The following is a 23,141-nucleotide window of genomic DNA, read 5'->3' on the forward strand; positions in this document are numbered from 1 at the left end:
ACAAGAGCCCTAGCGCCAATTACTTGGCCGGTTAAATGGTCAACAAAATTGATCCACCCGAGAAAACCAATTACCGTTAATGTGTGCTATTAGTTACGCTTACGTTGTAGATAGCATCCAACCCTTTTTTGCTGTGGCCAATCATCAACTCGGCAACTTCTTGCGTCGTGATGGCCGACATACGCGTTCGCATCGTTCTGCGAAGATCATGCATAGACCAATGTTCCATCTCAACACCAAGCGATCTGCGAGCCCAGATTTTCACATTGTTAGGAATAGTGGTATCAAAGCCATTTGTGGCAAGCTCTTCTTGTCCGTTCGCGGGAAACAAGTAAGTTGATTTACTCATCTGCATCGCCAGTTCAATCAGCTCAATAGCAGGCCTAATCAATGGCCGCATGATTGGCGCTCCAATTTTCTCACCTTGTTTACGGATCTCTATAGGCACTGTCCACATTGCAGATTGCAAGTCAAAGTGATGCTTTTCAGCTTGAATGAGTTCGCCCTTGCGACCGCCCAATAGCAGAAGCAGTTTTATGTAGATGCGGTTCTTCTCAGTGATTTTTGACTCGTGCAAATAGCGCCAAAGTATCCTGATCTCGTTGTCATTTAGCACCCGAGTTCGTTTGCCTTTCTTACCGCCGACCTTTTTTGCTGTGATCCCAGCGGCAGCGTTAATTTCCAAAATTGGTTCATCAATCAGCCAGTCATAAATCATGGGGTTTTAGTGGTTGTATATGCCTTTTGACATATATCCTATCTTTTTCACTGTTAGTGCATCATTCTTTCTGTAATTTCGCCTGAGCTGGAAAAGGTGCAGGTCAAAGTTTATCCTTTTGATTTACCGACCAAAGTAAATTGAAAGAGGAACCACAATGACCTGCGATATACAGGATAGATCGATTGGCGATGTTTTGGAATTATTGATTGAGCAAGGCTTGGACGGTACAGCCGAAGCGATCAGTATTTTACTCAATGAAGCCATGCGGTTAGAGCGAGAGCGGCACCTTGGAGCAGGCCCCTGGGAGCGTTCAGAAGAGCGCCAAGGTTACGCCAACGGTTATAAGAAAAAGTCGCTACAGAGCCGATTCGGGATGCTCGATTTAAGTATACCGCAAACCCGCGACACGGATTTTTATCCAAGTAGTTTAGAGCGAGGTTTACGCTCTGAGAAAGCGCTGAAGCTGGCATTAGCAGAAATGTATGTGCAAGGCGTGTCGACGCGTAAAGTGGCACGTGTGACTGAAGAGCTGTGCGGTTTTGAAATCAGCTCTACTCAGGTAAGTCGCGCCGCACATGAGCTTGATGTACATTTGCAGCAATGGCGAGAGCGGCCGCTTGGCAATTTCCCGTATGTCGTGCTTGATGCACGTTATGAGAAAGTACGACACGGTGGCTCTGTAATTGATTGTGCCGTTTTAGTCGCGATGGGCGTCAATGAATCAGGACATCGAGAGCTTTTAGGTTGCTCGGTATCGCTTTCAGAGCAAGAAGTCCATTGGCGAGATTTTTTGCTCAGCCTGAAAGATAGAGGTCTGCACGGCATGAAACTCTTTGTTAGCGACGCCCATGAAGGGCTAAAAGCGGCACGCAAGAGTGTATTTCCGAGTGTACCGTGGCAGCGTTGCCAGTTCCACTTGCAACAAAACGCGCAAAGCTATGTGCCCAAGCAGGCCATGAAAGCACAAGTGGCGGACGACATTCGCAGTGTCTTTGATGCAAAAACACCGGATGAAGCAAAACGCCACATTGAGTTGCTCTGTAAGAAGTATGAGAAAAGCGCGCCTAAGCTCGCAGTATGGGCCGAAACGGCGCTTCCTGAAGGGTTAGCTGTATTAGCTTTGCCTGCGGGGCATCGTCGCCGTTTGAGAACAACCAACGCACTTGAGCGCGTGAATAAAGAAATCAAACGCCGTACGCGCGTTGCAACTTTATTTCCAAACGAGGCCTCTGCCTCAGATTAGTCACAGCGGTGATTATGGAGATATCGGACGAATGGAGCTCTGGTAAAAAGTACCTGACCATGGATGGAGCTGAATAGGTGAAATCAGAGGGTAAACTGGAAATTACAGACGAATTGTTGCTTTATCTTTTCATTGTTGATAAAATCAACACTGTGAAAAATTAATCAAGGAGTAGAGGTGTGTACAGAATACTTTTAACACTTATGCTTGCAGGTGCATTATTAGGTGTATCGAACGCGGCAATAGCGGATATAGAGAGTGAACTAGTAACTTACCGCATTGTAACGGAAGATTCAGAAGAAATCCGCGAGGAAACTAACGCGGTTTCCCCAAATGATGTTATCGAATATGAGCTGCGTTACACGAATGTATCTGAACGCCCAATAACAGGGTTGCGTATTGTAGGCCCTATTCCAACCGAAACAACTTATATAGCTAACTCTGCAAGCGCTTCAATTATGACCTCTCTTGAGGTGAGTATTGATGGCGGGACTTCTTTTGCAGCTGAGCCTCTGATTGTTACAGATAGCTCTGGCACGCAAACAGAAATATCTGCGGATGAATACACTCAAATTCGGTGGAATTCCTTAGTTGGAATTCAACCCGGAGAAACACACGTATTTACATATCGCGTAGTGGTGAACTAATTGCTAACGGTTTGTTGTGTGTATTAGAGAGCGAATTGGTAGTTCTATTCGCTCAAAATAGTAACAGCCCTTGGTGCTAAGCGCTTTCGTGAAAAATAGGGAAATAAATTATAATTATGACGAACTTTAAGTCCAACAGCTCTCACGTTGGAAGATTTGTTCTTGCTTTAGGTGTGCTTTTGTTAATGCTTGTTGCACAAGCATCTGCAATGGCAGCTACGCCTGCGGGAACCGATATTCGAAACAGAGCTACCGTTACTTATGAGGATGTTAACGGTAATCAATACTCGGCTCAATCAAATGAATCAATTGTTACGGTAGCTGAAGTATATTCAGCAACAATTGAAAACGATAGCAACCTGAATGGTGCACCAGGGCAAACGGTTTACTTTAGCCATACCCTTGTAAATACAGGTAACGCAATCGATACCTTTAACCTCTCTGGTTTTGCTGGGTCTGATGCAGCAACTCCGGGTGCAGCCTACAGCGTGTATCTGGACCAGAACGGTAATGGTTTGCCAGATGCGGGCGAATCTATTGTTACTCAAGTTACGTTAAACCCAAATCAGCAAGTACAGCTGATTCTTGCTGTGCCTGTTCCTGCGGCAGCAACGCTAGGTACACAAATAGATTCCACTATACTTGTGCAATCTGTTGGCGGTGGTGCGGGTGTGGTTCTCGATATCGGAACGAACAGCGATGCTGGTACTTATGATTCAGATAGCGATGGTACACCTGATGGTAACGATAGCCTAAACAACGTAGTTACGGTTACTACGGATGCCGTTTTAGTTGCAACTAAAACAGCGGTAGTAAACGCAGCCACTAACACTGTTCGCTATACCTTACAAGTAGCTAATACGGGTGGGAATACGGCTGAGAATGTAAATATATTCGATACTATTCCGACTAATAGTAGCTTTGTGGAAGTAAATGCAATTAATGGTTTGTTAGCATCTAATGGCGATACATTCCGTGATGCCGCCGGCGTTGATACGGCAATACCAAGCGATCCTACTACTATTGTGCTAACCGAAGTTGATGAGCCTGCGGGCATTGATATGAACGGTAACGGTATATCGGGTGAAACTGCGGTTGATGGTATTTTCTTCAACAATGCTTCGATGGCTCCGGGTACTACGGTATCAATTACTTTCACAGTATCATTTGACCCAACGGCAGTTAGTGCAGGTTCACAAATTCGTAACGTGTTTGTTGCGCAAGGTGATACTGATGGCGGTGGTACTCCAAATGATCCGGTACCTTCGAATAGCACAACAACTACTGTAGGCCAAATCTACACGGTTGATGTATCGGATACTGGTGATGCAGCGGACGACGATGGCTCAGTTAACGATATCGCGCGTCAAGATACTGCTGGTGCTGGTTCTACTGTTGGTTTTGCTAACGTGATTACCAACAATGGTAACGGTACAGACATTATCGATTTTGAACTTTTGAACGACGCAGGTGCGGCTTATGCCGGCGCTACTGCGCTTCCTGCGGGTGCGCAAGTGTTCCCTGCGGGTACACAGTTCTCATTCTGGAACGAAGCAGGAACAGTGCAGTTAACCGATACCAATGGTAACGGCCGTGCTGATACTGGCGAGCTGGCTCCAGGCGCAAGTTTACGTATCCAAGTAAAAGCACGACTGCCGGCTGGATTTTCTGGTACCGGACCTTTTGTTGCGACTATGCGTGCTACATCAGCAAACGATCCTTCGGCCACTCCAGCCAGTAACACTAAACTTGAAGTTTTAGGTCAAATCTCAGCTCCAACAGTGGATTTGGCAAACAGCTATAGTGTTGATCTTGTTGATGCTGGCGTGGATGCTGATGCATTTAGTGCAACTACACCAATCACGACAGAAACCGCACAGGTTGGTGGTACAGCCACGTTCCCATTGTTCTTAGCGAACAACTCGGGTAATTCGCAATCGTTTTTCTTACAGTCAACTTTGCCTGCGGGATGGTCGGTAACTTTCCGTGAGTTGGGTATTGATTCGAACGGCGATGGCGTTATTAACAATGCTGCAAATGCCGGGAATACGGTTTCTTCTTCACCGGCATTGCCAGGTGGCGCGGTTTATCACTATGAAGCAGTTGTACAAGTATCTGCAGTGGTATCGCAATCACTTGCTGAGTTTACAGGTGCTGTGGGTGGTGTGAACGGTGATGATATTGGTGGTGCGTATCCGATAATTTTCACGGTTGCCTCTACTTCTGATGGCGCTGTTACCGATACCAAGCTTGATGCGGTTGATGTTACGGCTAATCGGAATATTGATGTAACTCCGGATGGTGCGAACCAAATTCAACCGGGCGGTAATGTAACGTATTCACACATAATCGCAAACATTGGTAACTCAACAGAAGCACTTGAAATTACAGGCCAAAATAGCTTGGCTGCCGATGGTTGGTCGAACAACACGCAGTTGTTTGTTGATACCACCGGCAATGGCGAACCTGATGCTTGGGTGCAGATTAATAACCTAGTTACAGGTACTGTATTTGCTCGTTCACCTTCTGGCACGATTATGCAGATTGAGGTTGATAATAGTGGTGCAAACCCTGTAATCACCTTAGAGCCTGCACAGCGTTTAGATGTACGTGTAATTGTGTATGCTCCAGCGGCAGCACCAGCTGGCAATATCGATCAGTTTACTCTAACTGCTTCGAATGCCAACGTTACAGGCACAGCAATAGATAGTTCTGAAGTTATTGTTGGTCAGTTGCGTTTGCAAAAATCAGCTTTCGTTGACACGAGCTGTGCATGTGCAGGTGGATCGCCAACTTGGCCAGCTGATAACTTGTTTGAAGCAAATCCAAGTGGAACGGTATTACCAGAGCAGTGCATTGTTTGGCGCTTAACAACGGTGAACGAAGGTAGTGCAGCAGCGCAAAACGTTGTGATTTCTGATGCAACAACTGCCTTTACAACCTTCCAGAATGCTCGTGATGCAATTCGTTTATCTGATGGTAATGCTGTACCTAATAGTGGTACAGCTCCTGAAGTTAATTGGAATGTAGGTAACTTGCCTTCGGGTGACCAAGCCACAGCTCAATTCTGTGTAGTGGTTAATTAATACTTAAAGCCGTTGTGCGCGCTGTGTGAATACAGTGTGTGCAACGGCTTTATTTTTTAATGCGCTCTTGGAACGAGAGCTTATTAAAAAATAAGAAATAAAAAACTAAAATTATAACTTTGTTACCTGGATGGTACAGGCATGTGGAAAGTAGCAACCTACACGTTTTATGCTTTATTGCTGTTGGCAAGCTTTGCAGTGGATGCAAATACGCCACCGAATACTGCAATATACAATCAAGCGCACGCTTCTTATTATGACGAAGAGTTTGGCATTACTCATGAAGTGATTTCGAATACTTCGCGAGTGATGGTTGGACATAGCTATAGTTTTATTCTTGATGACGAGAAGATAAAATATGTTGCCCCCGCGCAGCAAGTTCATTTTGACCACATTGTTACCAACACTGGAAACTCTATTGATAGCTACACGCTTTTGTTTGAAAACCTTGAAGGTGATGATGGCGAATTAGTAAATTTACGTGCTTACCATGACGTGAATGCTAACGGTGTTGTGGATGCTGGCGAACCAGAAATTAGTTCTATTCAAAATCTTGAACCTGACGCTAGTGTTAATATCGTTGTACTCGGTAACACGCGAGCTAATCAACGGAATAATGATGAAATCGATATATTAGTGACGGTAACATCGCAGCATGATGCGAGCGATGTTAAAGCAGTTACCGATAAAGCGATTGTTCGTGAAGGTGCGATTTTTACTTTAAATAAATTCTCTCACCAGCAATGTGAAGCGCCATTAACGGCCGGAGAGTTGATTCATTACAGCATTGAATTTTCTAATACAGGCACCTCACTTCCAAGCCCGCGGACGATTTCACTTGACGGTGTGCCTTATCAAGGCGTTGTGTTGGAGGATAAAATTCCAGCAAATACTTTCCTACTTCCTAATCAAGATTTAGATGTTTCACCTATTCAAGCTATTCCATTGGTGCGCTTGAGTGGCTCTGAATCGCAAAACTGGCAGCCATACGAGAGTTGGGATGGCACGGTTCCCGCCGTGAGTTTTGGATTGCTTATTCCGGTTGCGAACGTGCAGCCTAACCAATCGGGTAGTGTTTCTTTTGCGGTTCAAATAGAGCCCGGTGTTTCTAATAACACAATGATATACAACCAAGCTGAAATTGACTTTTCGGGTACGAACAGTGACATTTTATTTTCGAATCGAGTGTGTAACTCAGTAGCCGCCCAGAATGTACCCGAGATTCGTTTTCAATCTGCTCGGCCAGAAATGGTGGCAAGTGGGCAGGTGAAACATAGTAATGATGCTCACTTTATGGATACCAGCATATATTCGATGCCCGGTGAGCAAAGTTATGATGCGTTGCTGGATGGTGTTTTTCTTCGATTAGTAGCCTCTCAACTAAATCGGGATCTTGATAAACACGATTTCGTTCACGAAAATGGCGTTGAACTTTTATTAGCACGGGTTGAATCACAGCTGAGTGGTGATTCGGTTCAAGTAGTCATGAAAGAAACTGAACGGAATTCAGGTGTATTTAGAAGCTTGCAACCATTGGTTCTTAGCGGTATTCGTACAGCCGATGGTGAAATATGTTCGAGCAGTGCAACTGCCGCATCGGCTTTCGAATTCACATCTACTACTACTACCAACGAAGTTCTAGGCCAAGGTTGTTATTTGAACAGCGCTTTTGGCGATATTCTGAATGTTACGTTTGATGTGCCAGTTGAACAGGCTGCTGGCTTTGGCCAACGCATGATTCGCGTTTCTGATGTTGCTGCAGTTGAACCTTCGGGGCGTGTTTTTGATACGTCTTCGGGGAAAGCGGTTAATGGCGCACTGGTAAGCTTGTTTCAATCGAAGCAAGTGTTCTCGAATGCAGGCCCTAGTGCATGTGCATCGCTTACTGCGGAAGACTTTGAACCTGCTCGAGATCGATTTACTGGTGAGGTAATTCCTGCGTTCGATAGTGGGAGCATGAACCGAAGTGGGAATTCCGATGGATTGTACAGTTTTGCGCGTGCGGCAACAGACCATTGCTATTACATTGGTGTAACTCCGCCTGATGGCTATGAGTTTCCATCAAGTGTTTCACCTATTTCCTTACGCGCATTTTCTTCAAACTTAGGCGAGCATTCTTATGGCTTAATTGGTTACCTCGGTGACGGTGGTAGATTACAGCCTGTTGGCGACGGAATGACCACTACCAACGAACAAGGGGACTCAAAAGGGGCTTTTTCTCTTGGTTTAGCTTGGTTTCCTGATATTCCATTAGACCCTGAAGATTCACTTGTGGCGGGTGAATTGTTTCTAGAGAAAACGGTAGATACCGAAGTTATTGCTGCTGGTGATTATGTGTCTTATCGATTGAGTATTAGCAACTCAAGCGCTGTTCCGTTGTTAGGTTTCCGCATCGTTGATAAGCCTGCTTACGGGCTTCGCTACGAATCAGGGACCGCTCGAATGACAGTAGGGAACGGTGTGGCGATAGAGTTACCAGATCCCGTTCGTGATGAGGGCGGTTATTTAGTGTTTCCTCGAATACGTGATGAAAACGGGGCGAATTTATTATTGGAGCCAGGTGCTACGCTTGATATTACGTATGTAATGCGCGCGTCGGTAGCTGTAAATAATGGTCGATTAGTTAACCAAGCCAATGTAACTGCTCGTAACGAGGGTGGCTTTTTATTTACATCAAATGAAGCAGAAGCTTCAGTGACGGTTCGGAACGAGGGAGTTTTATCTGATCGCGGTATTATATTTGGTAAGGTGTTTGTAGATACTACGTGCTCAAGTACTCAGGAGCTCGGTGAGTGGGTTATTCCTGGTGTACGTTTGTATCTACAAGATGGAACATGGGTAGTAACCGACGAAGATGGCATGTTTAGTATTCACGGTTTACGCCCAGGTTTAAAAACACTTGCTGTCGACCCTGCCACAATGCCGGCTGGCGTTACTTTAAAACCGATCACAACACGTCACGCAGGAGATGGAACAAGCCGGTTCGTTGATTTAGTACCCGGAGAAATGCATCGAGCTGATTTTGCCATTGCGTGCCCTGATGCTCGGAATATCGTTCGTGTGCGGGCGGATATTGAAGCGCGTAGAGAAAACGCAAATAGTGAGTGGGTTTACGATAGTATTCTCGCCAATGATCCTCTGCGCAACAGAGCTGCTGGAACACGTATTCGAAGTGCCGGTGCTGGTGGTGATTTAGGTAGTGGCTTTTACGATGAAACGTTGAGCCGTGGTTTGGACCCGATGCGGTCTGCTGAGCGCGAGACGCCACAAACTTCAATAGCTGAAGGGCAACTCACTTCACCGTTGGCCGATGCTCCTGAGATGCTTGAATCTGTTGATCAAGCTCGTATTATTACCAGTGAACAAGCAACAGCAGGCGTGGTACTGTGGCCTGAAAACGGCGTTAGCCGCGATGGCCGTTTGCAGGTTGTTGTGCAAGCGGGCGTTACACCAGAGTTGACTATTAATGGCAAGGCAGTAGCGAAAGAGCAGCTCGGTGAGCAAATCGAAAATATTTCTGAGCAAGGGCAAGTTGTAACTTGGTATGGCTTGCAGTTTACGCCAGGCGAGAACCATGTTGTTGTTCAAGCGGTAGACCCCTTTGGTAATTTACGCACGCTTATTGATACTATGATTGTGCGCCCGGGATCGGCAAAAGCCCTGCAGTTAACCGCTCAGGATGAACCGTTTTTTGCTGATGGCGGCACAACTCGTATGCCGATTACAATTGAGCTGTTTGATAGTGAGGGCTATCACGCAAGTGGTTCTAATGTAGTTACTTTATTAGGTAATGATTTACGTTTTGCGGAAGCGGATTTGCAACCGGATACCATGGGCCAACAGGTACGCATAGTTGATGGGAAAGGGACTATTCATCTACTTAGCTCTTTTCAAACAGGCTCTCGAGATGTGCATGCTCGCTTTAACGATTTGAACGACAGTATTGCGGTGCAGCAAATAACACCAGTCCGCGAACTTTTCGCTACGGGTTATATTTCAGCGAAAAAAGTTTGGGGTGATTTTACCAATAATGGTGATGTTCCAGCCGATATTGAATCAATCGAACAAGAACAATCGGGTTTAGAGAGCGGTATGTTTGTAACGGGCTCTGTAGGTGAACGTACAACCCTAACGTTGGCTTTTGATAGCGAACGCGCATTGAGTGATGAAGAAGAGATACGCCGTGATCTTAACCCTGGTGATTATTATCCGGTTTCTGGTGATGCATCTATTCGTGGGTATGATGCAAAAAGCCAAAGCCGTGTGTATGCTCGTGTAGAACGTGGTGCGAGTTCGTTACTTTGGGGCGATTTTGTTACTGATGCGAATACGGATTTCCAAGATGTTGGGCGTATTCAGCAAATTCTAACGGGGGCCAATCTCACTTTTGATAATCAAACGACTCGGCTTCAGTTGTTTGGTGCGAAAGTTGATTATCAGCAAGTAACTGAAGAAATTCGGGGTAACGGTACGGCATTGTTGTACCAAACTTCAGCGCCGCCAGTTCGTGAATCTGAAATTATAGAATTTATTGTTCGCGATAGAAATAATCCTGGATTAGTTATAGAGACACGGCCGCTGCGCCGAGGCGTTGATTACTCGATAAATTATTTCACGGGTGATTTACGTTTCTTTGATGTCATTCCCTCAGTTGACGATGAGTTCAACCCTGTATTTTTACGTATTACCTACAATGTTGATGGTAGCAGTGTGGATTACGATGTGTATGGTGCGCGCTTGCAGCATAAGCTTTCTGATTCTTTGACCCTAAGCGGCAGCTTCACTGAGAACTCACATGATATTGACGGTTATAGTTTATCGAGTGTTACTTCGCTTTATGAATTGGGGAATCGCACGCGTGCTTTTGCTTCATACGGGCGGATGCAAAATCTAATTGATGAAGATGGCGATGCTTTGAGCGTTGGTTTGCAACACCAATGGGAAAACGGCAGCTTTACTGATATTCGTTGGGCTCGCGCTAATGATGGCTTCCGTAATCCTACCTCAGGTATTGGTGAAGCTAGAGAAGAACTGCGCGCTGAACATGAACAGCAAATTTCTTCACGAACTTCTGCTCGATTTGAAGCTCGAAAAACACAAGATTTGAGCACTGATGCAGAACAAAGTAGCGTTGCTTTTCTCGCGCTACGCCAGTTTGATAATGTTCGGGCTACCGTAGGTTCGCGTGCTATTGAGCAGCGGGATACTGACGGGGATGATCGTTTTGGCACTTATATTTTAGGTCTGGCGAGTGGTTTTGATGTGTTTGGTAAACCGCTAACGCTTGGTGCGGAATATGAGCAAGCGTTTAGCGACTCAAGTAAGCAACGGATAGCCGCAGATGCTGATCTGGCGATTACGCAGAATACAGGTTTTTATGCTCGTTATGAGTTCTTGAATAGCATTGCGGGAATGAATCAAATTACCTCGGATGTAGAAACGGAGCAGTTTGTTGCGGGTGTTCGTACGCGGGCATTTAGTAATACCGACCTATTCTCTGAATACCGCTTGCGTGGTGCCCAAGATGGGCAGGACGTAGCGTTAGCGAATGGTGTTCGTTCTGCCTTTGAAATCGAACCAGGGTTAACTTGGAGCCCGTCGGTGGAATGGATTCGGGTACTTGATGGTAATGAGAGCCAAGCCGCTACGGCATATTCTTTAGGTTTCGAGGATATTCGGTCGGCGAATCGGCGAACGCTTGGACGAGTTGAAACTCGGTTCGGTAACGGCCGCCGTTATTACGGTGTTTCCTTGGCCAATATTTGGCGTATTTCGCAGAATTGGTCAGGTGTGATTCGGAATGATATGCGGGTTCAATATTCTGATACAGAATCACGAAATGGCGATCATATTGTAACGCTTGGTTTTGCTCGTCGGCCTCGACTCGATAACAAGCATCATTCAATGTTCATGTATCAATGGCGTAAACATTGGGGCGGCGATTTAGGGCCAGATCGCGTTGCTCATGTATTAAGCAATCACCATAACTTGGAATTGAAAGCCGATCTTGTGCTGTCGGGCCGAATTGGTGGTAAGTGGCAATCATTTGAGCAAAATGATTTAGCGCTAAGCAATGCTATTTATATTGCTGATGGTCGGGTTATTTGGGGTGTGACTCGGCGTTTAGATATCGATGTTCGCGCTGGTATTATGAGTGCTCGTGATGAGAATGAGCAACGCTTTAGTTATGGAATAAGCGCTAACTATTTGATTAGAAAGAATCTGCGTATGGGTGTTGGTTATAATGTACGTGGCTTTAAAGATAATGATTTAGATCCTGAAGGCTATAATGCGCAAGGCCTCCATATTGGCTTGGATTATAAAATTAGCGCTGATGATTTTGCCTGGATTGGCAATACAGCTGCCGGCATACGTTCGTTTATTGGAGCAAACTAATGAAAAAGAAACCATTATTGAGCATGTTATTTCTTGTGGGGGCTTTATCAGGTTGCGCCAGTATGGATGAACTGTATGCTGATTACGATTTAATGTGTGAAGCACCCCAAGCGCCTTTTAATTCTGTGGTGGTAGTAAACTCCATGATAGAGGAGATTACCACGCGTTGGGAGCCTGCGGTCTATTTTGGCTTTGATAGGGGCGAGTTAAACGATGCTGAGAAGCTGCGCTTACAGCCAAACTTAGACATCATGGCAGCGAACCCGGAGTACAAAATCAGTATGCAGGCGTTTACCGACCAGTTAGGTAATGCTGATTATAACTTGAGTTTAGCCAATGAAAGGTTACAAGCAGTGATCCGTTACTTTACTGAAAACGGAGTTTCACGAGATCGTATGGTGACAGGATCGGCAGGTCAGGAAATGTTGCTTTCAACGGATGACAATGTGTCTGAACGAGTTTACAACCGCCGTGTAGAACTGATGCTTTTAGATTCAAACGGGCGTCCGTTATCGCTACGAGTAGTTCAAGATGCAGATGAAGAGGCGTTTGTTGCGCCGGAACCAATTCGATAGGGGAAGTTGAGTGGCGATGCAAATAACAAGGTGGTTTTTCACAACTATATTGGTTGTATTATTCAGTGGGCTATCCTATTCCGCGGTAGCGGACGTAGTACCCGCTGGTACGGTAATTAAAAACCAAGCATCGGCAACATACCGTACTTGCATCGACGACTCATGCTCTCAGGCCACTGAAGAGCGGAGTATTACGTCTAATATAGTTGAAACTTTAATTCAGGGAGTGCCTGCATTTGAGTTTTTAACTGATCAACGCTTACCTGCTATTTCTGATCGACCGGTATACTTTGCACACACAATTTCGAATATTGGTAATGTTGCTGATAGATATCAGATTTGTGTGAGCGCGGTGGATGCTCAAGTTTCAGAGTGGCGCGTTTATGCTGATACTGATCTGGATGGCAGGCCTGACCCGGGTCAAATTTTATTGAGTAGTGATGATGGCAGCGCATGTTTACCCAACCTCACAAACTCAATAGATCCAAGTGAAACTTGGGGTTTAGTGATTGAAGTGATTGCGAATGGGGCTGCTGGCTCGGTTTTACTTTCTGCCATAGAACTTGAAGCAACTAGCTCTGATGACAATACCTTAAACCAAACGGTAGTTGATAGTGTTGAATTTATTGAAGGGCCTCTAATCGAGGTTTTGAAATCAATGCCTGTGCGTGTTGGAGGTTCCCCCAGTGGCCCTTATACGGTGCGTTTAGCGTATCGAAATGTTTCTAATTTCACAGCCTCGTCGGTGGTATTGGAAGATATTTTACCGACAACTTTTTTTGATGGACAAGGCCAACCGCAAACCGGTGGGTTTGAGTATGTGCCTGGTTCTGGCCGCTGGAGCCAAACGGGTAATACCGCTTTAACTGATGACGATGATGGCGTCGAGGGGGGAGGAACCGAACCCGCTTCCTATTGTGCATATGATGGCACAGCTGCAAATGTAGATTGTCAGGATAGAGTGCGGTTTGAATTAGCAACGTTACCGCCTGGTGGCGAAGGTTATATCGAATTTGCTGTACAGGTTGTTGGCGGTATTTCGACTGGTGGACGGATACTGAATATTGCAGGGTATTATTATAACAATGAAGACAATACCGTTGTGTATGCGCAAAGCGGTTCAGGGCCTGTAGGTGGCGCAATAACCCCGTTTGATACCAACGTAGTACCTTTTCAAATAAAATCATCCGCCACTGCTCCAAGCGTGGTTGTGAACGATAGCTCTACTGATATAAACATCGGTGTGGATGATAGTTTGGATTCGGGAAATCGCGTTGAGATCGCGGCAGCTGGGCAAGGCGCGGTGATTCGTTTTACTAACTATATTTGGAACACAGGTGATGGTGTTGATACCTTTGATTTAAATGTTGATCGGGCACTGAACCGCGTTGGCGCTAGCTTAGCAAACCCATTTCCTGATAACGCCATTGTACGTGTGTTACAAGCAGATGGCGCAACGCCTTTGTTGGATACTTCGAACAGTGGCCGAGTAGATACCGGCCCTATACCTTTGCCTAATTTTGATACCGGTGCGTGTTCTGGCCGTTTTGTTACGAGCGCAGACAATACCCGTTGTGGTTTACCTGTAGTTGTTGAAGTGGAATTGCCGGCCGATGCAGTAGGTGGCCCTTATGAACTGACGTTAGCAGCTACCTCTAATGTTGATACTACTGTAACCAATGCGGTAAGTAATATCTTACTTTCTGTGGTACCGGCAACGGTTGATATCACGAATAATTTGCCGCTGAGTGCTGGAAGCGCGCCTGGTGCAGGTGTAGGCCCGGAACCAACAGCAGTAACCACGATTTCATTAATACCGGGTAATACTGGAACGTTTACCTTGTATGTGAATAACACAGGTGATCGTCAAGACCAATATCAACTCGCTGCAAGTAACACTAACTTTGCGGCTGGTACTCTATATCCTGGGTGGCTCGTGAGTTTTTATCGCGATGGTGGGGCTGGGGATTGTACATCTCTGAGTAACGCGATTGATGTAACTGATATTATTCCAGCGGGCTCAGCCCAGTTGGTTTGTGCGCATGTGCAAACGGCTGCAAATGCTGAGGTTGATGTATATGATCTGTATTTTCGTGCGTCATCGTTGTTGAGTGCCGCACAAGATATTAAATTGGATGCGGTAGAAATACTCGGCGCGCCTGATATTTCATTTTCCCCAGATCAATTTAACCAAGTTGTTCCGGGTTCTAGTGTTAGTTATACCCATCAGATTAAAAACACAGGAACTGTACCGCTTTCGAGTATTCAACTCACAGCAACGCCACAGGCTGAAGATGACAATGGTTGGGCTGTATTGGTGTATGAAGATGATGGTAACGGCGTTTGGGGTCCAGAAGATGAAACAATACCTTTAGGTGGCGTTTTAGGAACTGATAATGGAGATGAAATTCTTTTACCTGGCGAATCAATTACCGTGCATGTACGAGTTTTTGCTCCTGCCTCGGCGGTGCTTGGGGATATTAATGTTAAAACGATTACGCTCACTACTACTGTAGGCACGGATACCTTAGAACGTTCGGTTACTGATAGTACATCAACGAGCCAAGGAAACACGCTTATCTTAAAAGAGCAAGCCTTGGATAGTAATTGTGATGGTGTTCCTGATGGCCCGCTGGCCTGCACGGGTGATAGCTGCTTTAGCACTAGTGTTTTCCCGGTGCACCCAGGGCAATGTGTTCTGTATCGTTTAACGGCTCGAAATCAAAGTGCTGAGCCGGTATTTAATGTACTGATTAACGACCGAACTCAAGCTTATACCACTTATTTCCAGACGGCCCTTAATTGCAGTAGCCCAAGTGGTTCCTGTAATGCGGATGTAACGACACCGAATGATGGTGGTGTTGGCGATATTCAGGCAGATATCGGTGTATTGCAGGCCGGTGAGCAGGCCATACTCATTTTCGGATTGAGAGTGCGCTAAAAATGAAAAAAAAATCAGTTAAAGCCGCGGTTCTTGCTGCTGGATCAATATCGTTGTTATCGGCTGTACATGCAGCAGACATTAATGCGTTGTTCAATACACCTGCGGGCAGGGCGCAAATGACTAATGCTCTTTTGGGACCTGCAGAATTTAGCGATGTTATCATTGAGAACTTGGTTGTTGAGCACGGGTTAACCGATTCAGGCAACGTGAACCGCCAGCAAATAGGTTTTTTTCAGAATGCAGGGCCTTCGATTGGTATTACCCAAGGTATTTTGCTTGCTACCGGTTCTGTGAATGACATAGCTAGCCCAGCGAGCTTTTTCCTTGATCGAGCACTAGGCACGAGTGCTAATACCTTGCTTTCAAGTGTGGTGCAATCAACAGCCACGAACGACCCTGTGGTTATTTCTTTTGACGTAACCCCAGAACGGGACCGACTCAACCTTACTCTTGTATTTGGTTCTGAAGAATACCCTGATTATGCGTGTTCTCAGTATAATGATGCCTTTGGTATTTTCATCGAGGGTGGTGAGTTTACAACGGCCAAAAATATGGCCATAGAACCAGGTAGTGGTACCACGATTACTATCAATAATATCAACGGTTCTACAATTGGCGAACCTAACCAGAGTGGATCGGGAACGTGTGGAAGTGCTCTTTTTTATCGGCAGAATTTACTCGCAACGCCTGCTGGAACCGATATCGCGTTGAACGGGTTTACCTCGCCAATAACGGTTGCTGAGCCGGTTACCTCAGGGGAAACGTATCGGGTTTCGTTAATTATTGCTGATGCCGTGGATGGGCGATATGACAGTGCCGCGTTTTTTGGGTTTCTCTCCAGTACTTGGAGTTTTGATGTTGATTTATCGCTTGATGTTGAAATTTCGGGGGGCTTTATTGATGGAACGCCTTCATTTGAGTTCGGCCAAGAAGCGGTATTTGAATTAGTAGTAGAAAACCAAGGGCCCGCAGGTTCAGGCGCAGTTCAGGTAGAGTTCCCTTTTCCTTCCGATTTATTCAACTTCACCGAAGCTGTGGGCGAGGGTAGTTACGATGCAGGTACAGGATTATGGACTATTGGCTTTCTTCCTGCGAATGAAACACGGACTATTGAGATTAAAGGGATAGCAAACGCTCCAGGCTCTCGGGCTTTGTTTACGGAAATTATTTCGGGTACGGGGGAAGATCCAAATTCACGGCCAGGTAACGGCCCACGGACACCTGTGGAAGATGATGAAGCTACGATAAATCTGCAAGTTATTGAATCACCAGAAGTATGCCCAACGGGAACCGATATTACTGGCTCTGGCTTAGCTAGTTCTGGTTCCGGAGCGTTTTTAAGCACTATGTATTGGTTAGATTGGGGCTGCGGCACTCTTGATGAATTTAATCCGGGTGATTGGGTTTCGAAGCGTTGGGAATTTGGGAATGTAGAAATTCGCGCCTTGTTGGGGAATATTACTGCGCCACTGCAGCCTTATGTTTCCGGCACTTGGGCTGGCGATGCGTTTCAAATTGCGTATTCGGGAGTGAATCCGGTAGGTTTGGCGAATTTATCAGGAACAGGCCACTCTTTTGATATTGTTTGGGAAAAGCGCGTTAATGGTGTTCAAGTACCAATGGATTTGGTAGTGGTAGATGCCGAAAGTACGAATGCTGGTGAGCAGTTAGTAATGCGCTCGAATGGCGCCCCGTGGGAGTTAATTGAAGTTTCTCCTGGTGCTGATATAAGTATGGCGTGGGAGCTTGCTGGCCAACAAATTCGGGTAGCGCCTGCTGGTAGTGGTGGTGGTTCGTTTTTAGCGGTAACAAGTGATGTTTCTTTTACCTCGCAGCAGTTGATAGATCCCGGAATACAAGCTATCGGTTTTGGTGTTCCGGTACAGATTGATTTTGGCGACTTGCCCGCATCATACCCTGATAGTGGTGGCCATTATCTTCGTTATGAGGCTACTGCGGGCGGTAAACCAAGTACCGCAACACCTATAACATCGATTTCTCAGGCATCATGGCAGCCGCAAGCGGATACACCGTTTATCGGGGCTGTTCGACCTAGCCCTCGGCTTGGGCCAACAAATTCTGCGAATGCGGATGCTCACGTTGAAGATGAAGGCGTGTTATTACCTGCTCGTTTTGTTCCGGGAGAACAGACGACAATCAGTATTGAAGTAGATGAGGCAACTGTAGGTTCAGGTTACCTCCAAGGGTGGATAGATTGGAACCAAGATGGTTCATTTAACGGCATTGGCGAGCATGTTGTGATCAACCTGCGAGATAATGGTGCTGCGGATACTAATCCGGTAAATGGTATCATTACTGTTCAGGTATTCGTACCGCCGAATGCTCAACTGGGGAACACGTTTGCCCGCTTCCGTTTTTCGAGTGAGCAAGATATCCCGTTTTCGGACCAGTTAGCGCTTGATGGCGAAATTGAAGATTATGAGATAAATATTGGTTTCGAGCCTGATGGCGCAACGCTTCGCGGTATGGTTTTCAATGATAATGGCACAGGATCAGGCACGGCTCATAATGGCTTAATTGATGGTTCTGAAGTAGGCGTTGCGGGGGCGTTGGTGCGGGCATTTGCTGGCGTTACCGCTCCAGGTGAATGTAATACATCGGCTCCCGAGCTTGCGCGAACGGTTACTGCGGGTGATGGCAGTTGGCAATTGAAATTTGATATTGCTGATTCTGGTAACCAAGCTTGTATCTTGGTGCAACCGGCGGGTGGCGTTTTCTTGGTTAGTGAAGATGCGGGCACGGGCATTGTTGATTCGGCTGTCGCCGACGATGGGCAAATGAGTTTTGTGGTGCCCTCGGCGATCACGGTTTGGGAAGATATTAATTTTGGTGTTGTGCCTAAATCTGTGCTTGAGCCGGATAACCAAGGTGTTTCTGAGCCGGGCTCGTCTATCAATTATTATCATCGTTATAAAGCACAAACTTCAGGTGTTGTAGATTTCTCCGCTACTGTGGAGGCGCAATCGCCAAATACGTTAGATTGGGCGCAAACGCTGTATCAAGATCTATCGTGCTCGCAGAATGTTAGTGTGGGCGCGCCAATAACGAATATAAGCGTAGTGGCGGGTGATGAAATTTGTTTAGTACTGCGGGTATTTGTACCAGCAAATGCACCAGTTGGTGCGTTTCATCAAGTTCAGATTACTGCTGATAATGCGCTTTCGGGAACTGCGCGTGTGGATTCGGCTGTAGCTTTTGATAATACGGGTGTGCAGAGTGGGCGCTTACGGTTGGATAAGTTGGTGCGTAATATTGGTCCCGATGGTGTAAGCGGTACAGCCGATGATGTAGATACTGTAGGCTTATTGAGCAACCAGGCAAAGCCTTGTGATGTAATTCGCTACTCTGTTTTCTTTGCTAACGATGGGACAATGGATTTGGATGAGGTTGTAATTTACGACCAAGTACCAGCCTTCACTGAGCTTGCTCAGCCAATTTCCTGTCCGGGAACGCTGCCGAGTGGTATATCGGCTTGCCAAGTTGCAACTCCAAATGGAGCGAATGCTCAAGGATACGAAGGCGGATTGCAATGGCAGTTTACGGGGCAGTTGGGCCCAGGCGAGACCGGTGAGCTTAGCTTCGATGTTCGTGTGAAAGGCTTGCTTCCAAATACGGTTGGGGCGAGCTGCTCGGCATTATAGAAAATGGGGTCGTTGTCGCGTTTCTCTGGCACCAAAATTACTATGCGGCTTTAGCTGAACTTTCTAGCGCTTACCAAACCAAGTGTTATGCTTTAGAAAAGTAAAGGTCGTTGTCTGCGTTGTGTGTCCCTCAACTGATGTTGAAAAGGAGCCAGAGAACACAGACAACGACCCCATCTTCAAAAAGGTGCCAGAGAACAGGGACAACGACCCCATCTTCTAAACTTCCTTGGTGTGCGTAAACGTAATCTCCGGGAAGCGTTCTTGCGTGAGCGATAAATTCGCCATGGTGGGCGCTATGTAGGCTAGTGCATTACCGCCGTCGATGGAGAGGTTGTGTTGCGCTTTGCGTTGAAACTCTTCGAATTTCTTGGCGTCATCGCAATATACCCAGCGCGCGGTGGCAACCTGAATATTTTCGTACAGCGCTTCTACTTTGTACTCGGCGCGCAAGCGGTGCACAACCACATCAAACTGCAGCATACCCACGGCACCCACAATTAAATCGTTTGAAGCCAACGGGCGGAACACCTGTACCGCACCTTCTTCTGAAAGCTGCACCAAACCCTTCAATAATTGCTTCTGCTTCAACGGATCTTTTAAACGAATACGGCGGAATAACTCAGGCGCAAAGTTTGGAATACCGGTGAATTTGAATTCATCGCCCCATGTGAACGTATCCCCAATTTGAATCGTCCCGTGGTTATGCAAACCAATAATATCGCCCGGCCACGCTTCATCTACGTGCTCACGATCACCGGCAACACTTCAGAGTTCAGCACAAGACGTTATCACGGCATCAAACCGCTTTAGTGAGCTTGATCAGGCCAGCTACAGTCTATCAGGATAAAGGAACACGGATGGTGCGACGTTAACTCGATTAGCAGCGGATAATCCTGACGTCATGGATTATTTAGGTCGCTATATGAACCAGCATGTTGAAGCAGGTAACCGATTACGTGAAAACCTTCCAATGTATCAGCGCTTGCTACCTGATGATAATCAGGCGTATGTGGCCGCAGCTATGGAGTCTTTAACCTATAGCAATTCTTCAACGCCCGCTGAACGGGACAATGATTATCAAGCAGCAATGACTGTTATGGCCATGGCTACCGGAGCCGATTTACGATCAATTCAGCCGCGCTCAAATGAAGGCTTGTCATCAACTGCACCTACTTTTGGTGGCACTCAAAGCCAAGTTGAATCCGGTGTTCTGGGAGGCTATGAGGATGCTGCAACAGTTCAAACGCAGTTCAATTCGGCTCAATCTGCTTACCAAACCAATCTTTCTGGTGTAGATGGACAGCTGAATGCGCATCAGTAACAAGCCCAGCAGGCCGTAGCTTCTGACACAAGTACCTATCAATCTGGACTAAACAGTGAAGCTGGCTCTAAGTGGCGATCTCGCATTATGGCTGATGATAGCGGAGTCTCTGGTGCTGAAATGTTCTTCAACAGCGCCAGTGCTATTGGTGATTTCAGTGGCAAGCATACTGATGCAGCATTGCATACCTTGAATCATTTTGGCGAAGACTATGAGAGTTACAAGGAGCAAGCCTTTGCAGAACCTGGCTCACGAGGTTTCTTGCACAATGCAACTGTGGCCAGCAAATCAACATGGGATGGGTTAAAAGCAGCCGTTGATGCCGGAACCTCTTTGGAAAATCCTTTGACGGCGTTTAATGATGCATACAGTGGATCGAGTTCGCAGTATGCCTCCGAAGTTAACTGGGGCACTAAGTCTGAAGCCATGTTGGCTGGGGCATTCGGTGCGGCAGTTAACAATCGATACGGTGAGTTCTTAGAACAGTACGCCGATGATTTTAAACAGGAAGCATACAGCGAAGGGCAGAGAATGGGATTGACCCCGATTCAAAGTCAAGTGTTTGCTCAAGCTTTCAATGAAGGTTTGGCGGGGCGCGTATTCAACTCTGAAGACTCATCGAGTTGGTCGCCTGAAATGCTAGGTCTAAGGGAGCAAATGCTAAATGAGTATCGTCAAAAGGATGAGAGTGGCGCTTACATTCCTGACAGTGTGTCCGAAGAAGATAAAGCATTTGTGGATAAGCAGATAGCGGTGATCTCAAATGCATCGCTTGCGGGAGATTATGCTCTGAACAACTTGATCGATATTAGGGCCTATAACCAGGCATCAGGAAGGAACTGAAAATAGAAGGTAGCCAGCTTGTGGTTGGCTGGCTATTTTTTTGGCTTTTTGGGATACCTTGGATAAAAGCCATCAAAAAACGAATGGAGCTTATACCAATACCATTTTTCTTCAATGCTCAAAGTTCTACCCGAATCTTTAACTTGGCTACTCAAGAATCTAATTCCAGTACAAATAGCTAAGAAAAAGAGTCCCAAACCAACAATTGTCCAACTCGCTTGCCAATATGCGATTGCTACAAGCATAGTGATTATGGCTATAAGTCCGATGGGATTACAGGTCGCTTTGAATCCCAAGTAGCTGAAAAAAACGACGGTGCAGAACAGAAATGGCAAAGCCGCTAACTTGGCAGATGCCGTTAATATTTCTGATGGAAAGAAATGAGCCGCAGCCAAAGTCGCCAGAAAAAGCCCCAGTGATATAAACCAGCAGCGTGCTGTTAAAGATTTAAGTAAGTTTGTCATCTTCTTAGTACTCTCAAAGTGCACGGGCGGTGCACAATCAAATCATGCATCAGCATGTTAGTTCTCAAAAAGTGCTCTAGTGGTTTGCTCGGCCATAATCTCACACACAGGGCATTTAAGCTGAATGCGCTGTTGTGATACCGTCAAGTTTAATTTTCGATGATATAAATTTTTTTAGCTCTATAAGTGCAGCATCGAAACAGCTGTTAACTTCGTCAGATTCAATGAATGTATTCAGTACTCCAGTAAAGAAACTTGAGTATTGTTTATCTTTACAGGTTTCATCTAACCTCTCGTAGTAGAATTGAAGACCTATTTCATAGTTGGCAATTGCAGATAAGTAGAAATCAAATGTTAAATAGTAAGATGCTCCTGCAATAGCTAATACTTCATCGAACGTATAGTTTTCTCTTCTTTTATCTGACTTAAAAAACTCATCTAGAACTTCGATCTGTCTGGATGGTACTAAACTTTGTGCATGCCAATGTGTTTTTTGTAATAGCCAAATATCTTTAGGATCATTTTTATTAATAACTTCTGATTTTGCCTTTCTATGAATTTCACTCATCAGTAAGTAGTCTGCATTAGAACGTTCTTCAAGCCAGTCCATTAATACGTTTAATTCATTATCGTTTTTATTAGCCCTAAGGCTAAATTTATAACTATCAACACAAGAATAGAAATGGCTTGCATTTGAGCCAACTACTACAGCTTTATAATTTTTCTTGAGAAGTTTGGGGTTAAAAATGTGGACAATACTAGGTGACAAGGACAAAAACCAATTTTCAATTTTTTTGAAGGTAGGCTTCCCTATGCCTTTAGTTGATAAAGTCGAAATAGAACTTTTACTTACTGGGAGTTTAGTTTCATAAAATGACTGAGCATAATCAATAATACCTCGAAAGTTATTTGGGAGATGTAATAAATAAGCTACTTCATCATATGATGGGAGGTAAGCACTTTTAAAGTTAATTATTTTAAAAACATATTTGTTACCTTCATTAGGTTTGAGCATATTAGTCCTTTATTTCGCCATGAAAGTTAACCTCAGAGCTTTACTCACTTAATATAAATATTCAATAAACTTTCGATGAGTTGAAACCCCCGAATTCAGATAATAAGTGCACCACTCATGGTTAAACGGTGAGAAGAGATCAACTGCCTGTTGGTGGTACTCTATCGTCGCCAAACAAACAGAAGCATTTACCATGAGTTACAAGCAGTTGAGCGCAGGTC

8 protein-coding genes and 4 pseudogenes are annotated in these 23,141 nt (G+C 45.5%); 8 read left to right on the forward strand and 4 right to left on the reverse strand.

Annotation, left to right across the window (positions count from 1 at the left end; genetic code table 11):
* Nucleotides 1-103: 103 nt before the first annotated feature.
* Nucleotides 104-712, reverse strand: a pseudogene (locus CWB80_RS18530) (tyrosine-type recombinase/integrase); the annotation flags it as partial.
* A 163-nt stretch (nt 713-875) separates the two neighbouring features.
* On the opposite strand from CWB80_RS18530, the pseudogene CWB80_RS18535 reads away from it, so the two are divergent.
* The 7 genes and pseudogenes from CWB80_RS18535 (at nt 876) to CWB80_RS18565 (ending at nt 19,274) form a co-directional block, all read left to right on the forward strand.
* A pseudogene (locus CWB80_RS18535) lies at nt 876-2,041 on the forward strand (IS256 family transposase).
* A 102-nt stretch (nt 2,042-2,143) separates the two neighbouring features.
* Nucleotides 2,144-2,611, forward strand: a complete 468-nt coding sequence (locus CWB80_RS18540; protein WP_138602057.1) for a hypothetical protein — start codon at nt 2,144-2,146, stop codon at nt 2,609-2,611.
* 185 nt (nt 2,612-2,796) lie between these two features.
* Complete coding sequence (locus CWB80_RS18545; RefSeq protein WP_055022192.1) at nt 2,797-5,697, forward strand: beta strand repeat-containing protein; 2,901 nt, start codon at nt 2,797-2,799, stop codon at nt 5,695-5,697.
* A gap of 141 nt (nt 5,698-5,838) precedes the next feature.
* Entirely contained in the window at nt 5,839-12,093 is a 6,255-nt protein-coding gene (locus CWB80_RS18550) for a DUF11 domain-containing protein (protein WP_055022193.1), read from the forward strand.
* Nucleotides 12,093-12,668: an OmpA family protein gene (locus CWB80_RS18555; RefSeq protein WP_055022194.1), complete on the forward strand. Its 576-nt coding sequence runs from the start codon at nt 12,093-12,095 to the stop codon at nt 12,666-12,668. Before CWB80_RS18550 ends, CWB80_RS18555 begins: the two co-directional genes overlap by 1 nt.
* Nucleotides 12,669-12,678: 10 nt before the next feature.
* On the forward strand, nt 12,679-15,609 hold the full coding sequence (locus CWB80_RS18560) for a COG1470 family protein (protein ID WP_138602059.1): 2,931 nt from the start codon (nt 12,679-12,681) through the stop codon (nt 15,607-15,609).
* A 2-nt stretch (nt 15,610-15,611) separates the two neighbouring features.
* Nucleotides 15,612-19,274, forward strand: coding sequence for a CshA/CshB family fibrillar adhesin-related protein (locus CWB80_RS18565; RefSeq protein ID WP_138602061.1), 3,663 nt, complete (start codon nt 15,612-15,614; stop codon nt 19,272-19,274).
* Between the two features lie 219 nt (nt 19,275-19,493).
* On the opposite strand, the pseudogene prfC reads toward CWB80_RS18565, so the two are convergent.
* Nucleotides 19,494-20,039: pseudogene (prfC, locus tag CWB80_RS18570) on the reverse strand (peptide chain release factor 3); the annotation flags it as partial.
* Here prfC and CWB80_RS18575 point away from each other — a divergent pair.
* Nucleotides 20,038-21,441, forward strand: a pseudogene (locus tag CWB80_RS18575) (conjugal transfer protein TraG N-terminal domain-containing protein); the annotation flags it as partial. The pseudogenes prfC and CWB80_RS18575 sit on opposite strands and share 2 nt — an antisense overlap.
* 32 nt (nt 21,442-21,473) lie before the next feature.
* On the opposite strand, the gene eexS reads toward CWB80_RS18575, so the two are convergent.
* On the reverse strand, nt 21,474-21,905 hold the full coding sequence (gene eexS, locus CWB80_RS18580) for an entry exclusion protein EexS (protein ID WP_012368351.1): 432 nt from the start codon (nt 21,903-21,905) through the stop codon (nt 21,474-21,476).
* A 115-nt stretch (nt 21,906-22,020) separates the two neighbouring features.
* Nucleotides 22,021-22,920, reverse strand: a complete 900-nt coding sequence (locus CWB80_RS18590) for a hypothetical protein (protein ID WP_055022198.1) — start codon at nt 22,918-22,920, stop codon at nt 22,021-22,023.
* Between the last annotated feature and the right edge of the window lie 221 nt (nt 22,921-23,141).

This window comes from Pseudoalteromonas sp. S1650 (assembly GCF_005887195.1).
Classification (GTDB): Bacteria; Pseudomonadota; Gammaproteobacteria; order Enterobacterales; family Alteromonadaceae; genus Pseudoalteromonas; species Pseudoalteromonas simplex.

Bases quoted from the DNA above. Each gene is read 5' to 3' on its own strand.
- CWB80_RS18555 (WP_055022194.1), top strand. From the start codon at position 12,093: ATGAAAAAGAAACCATTATTGAGCATGTTATTTCTTGTGGGGGCTTTA.
- CWB80_RS18550 (WP_055022193.1), top strand. From the start codon at position 5,839: ATGTGGAAAGTAGCAACCTACACGTTTTATGCTTTATTGCTGTTGGCA.
- CWB80_RS18590 (WP_055022198.1), bottom strand. From the start codon at position 22,920: ATGCTCAAACCTAATGAAGGTAACAAATATGTTTTTAAAATAATTAAC.
- eexS (WP_012368351.1), bottom strand. From the start codon at position 21,905: ATGACAAACTTACTTAAATCTTTAACAGCACGCTGCTGGTTTATATCA.
- CWB80_RS18545 (WP_055022192.1), top strand. From the start codon at position 2,797: ATGCTTGTTGCACAAGCATCTGCAATGGCAGCTACGCCTGCGGGAACC.
- CWB80_RS18565 (WP_138602061.1), top strand. From the start codon at position 15,612: ATGAAAAAAAAATCAGTTAAAGCCGCGGTTCTTGCTGCTGGATCAATA.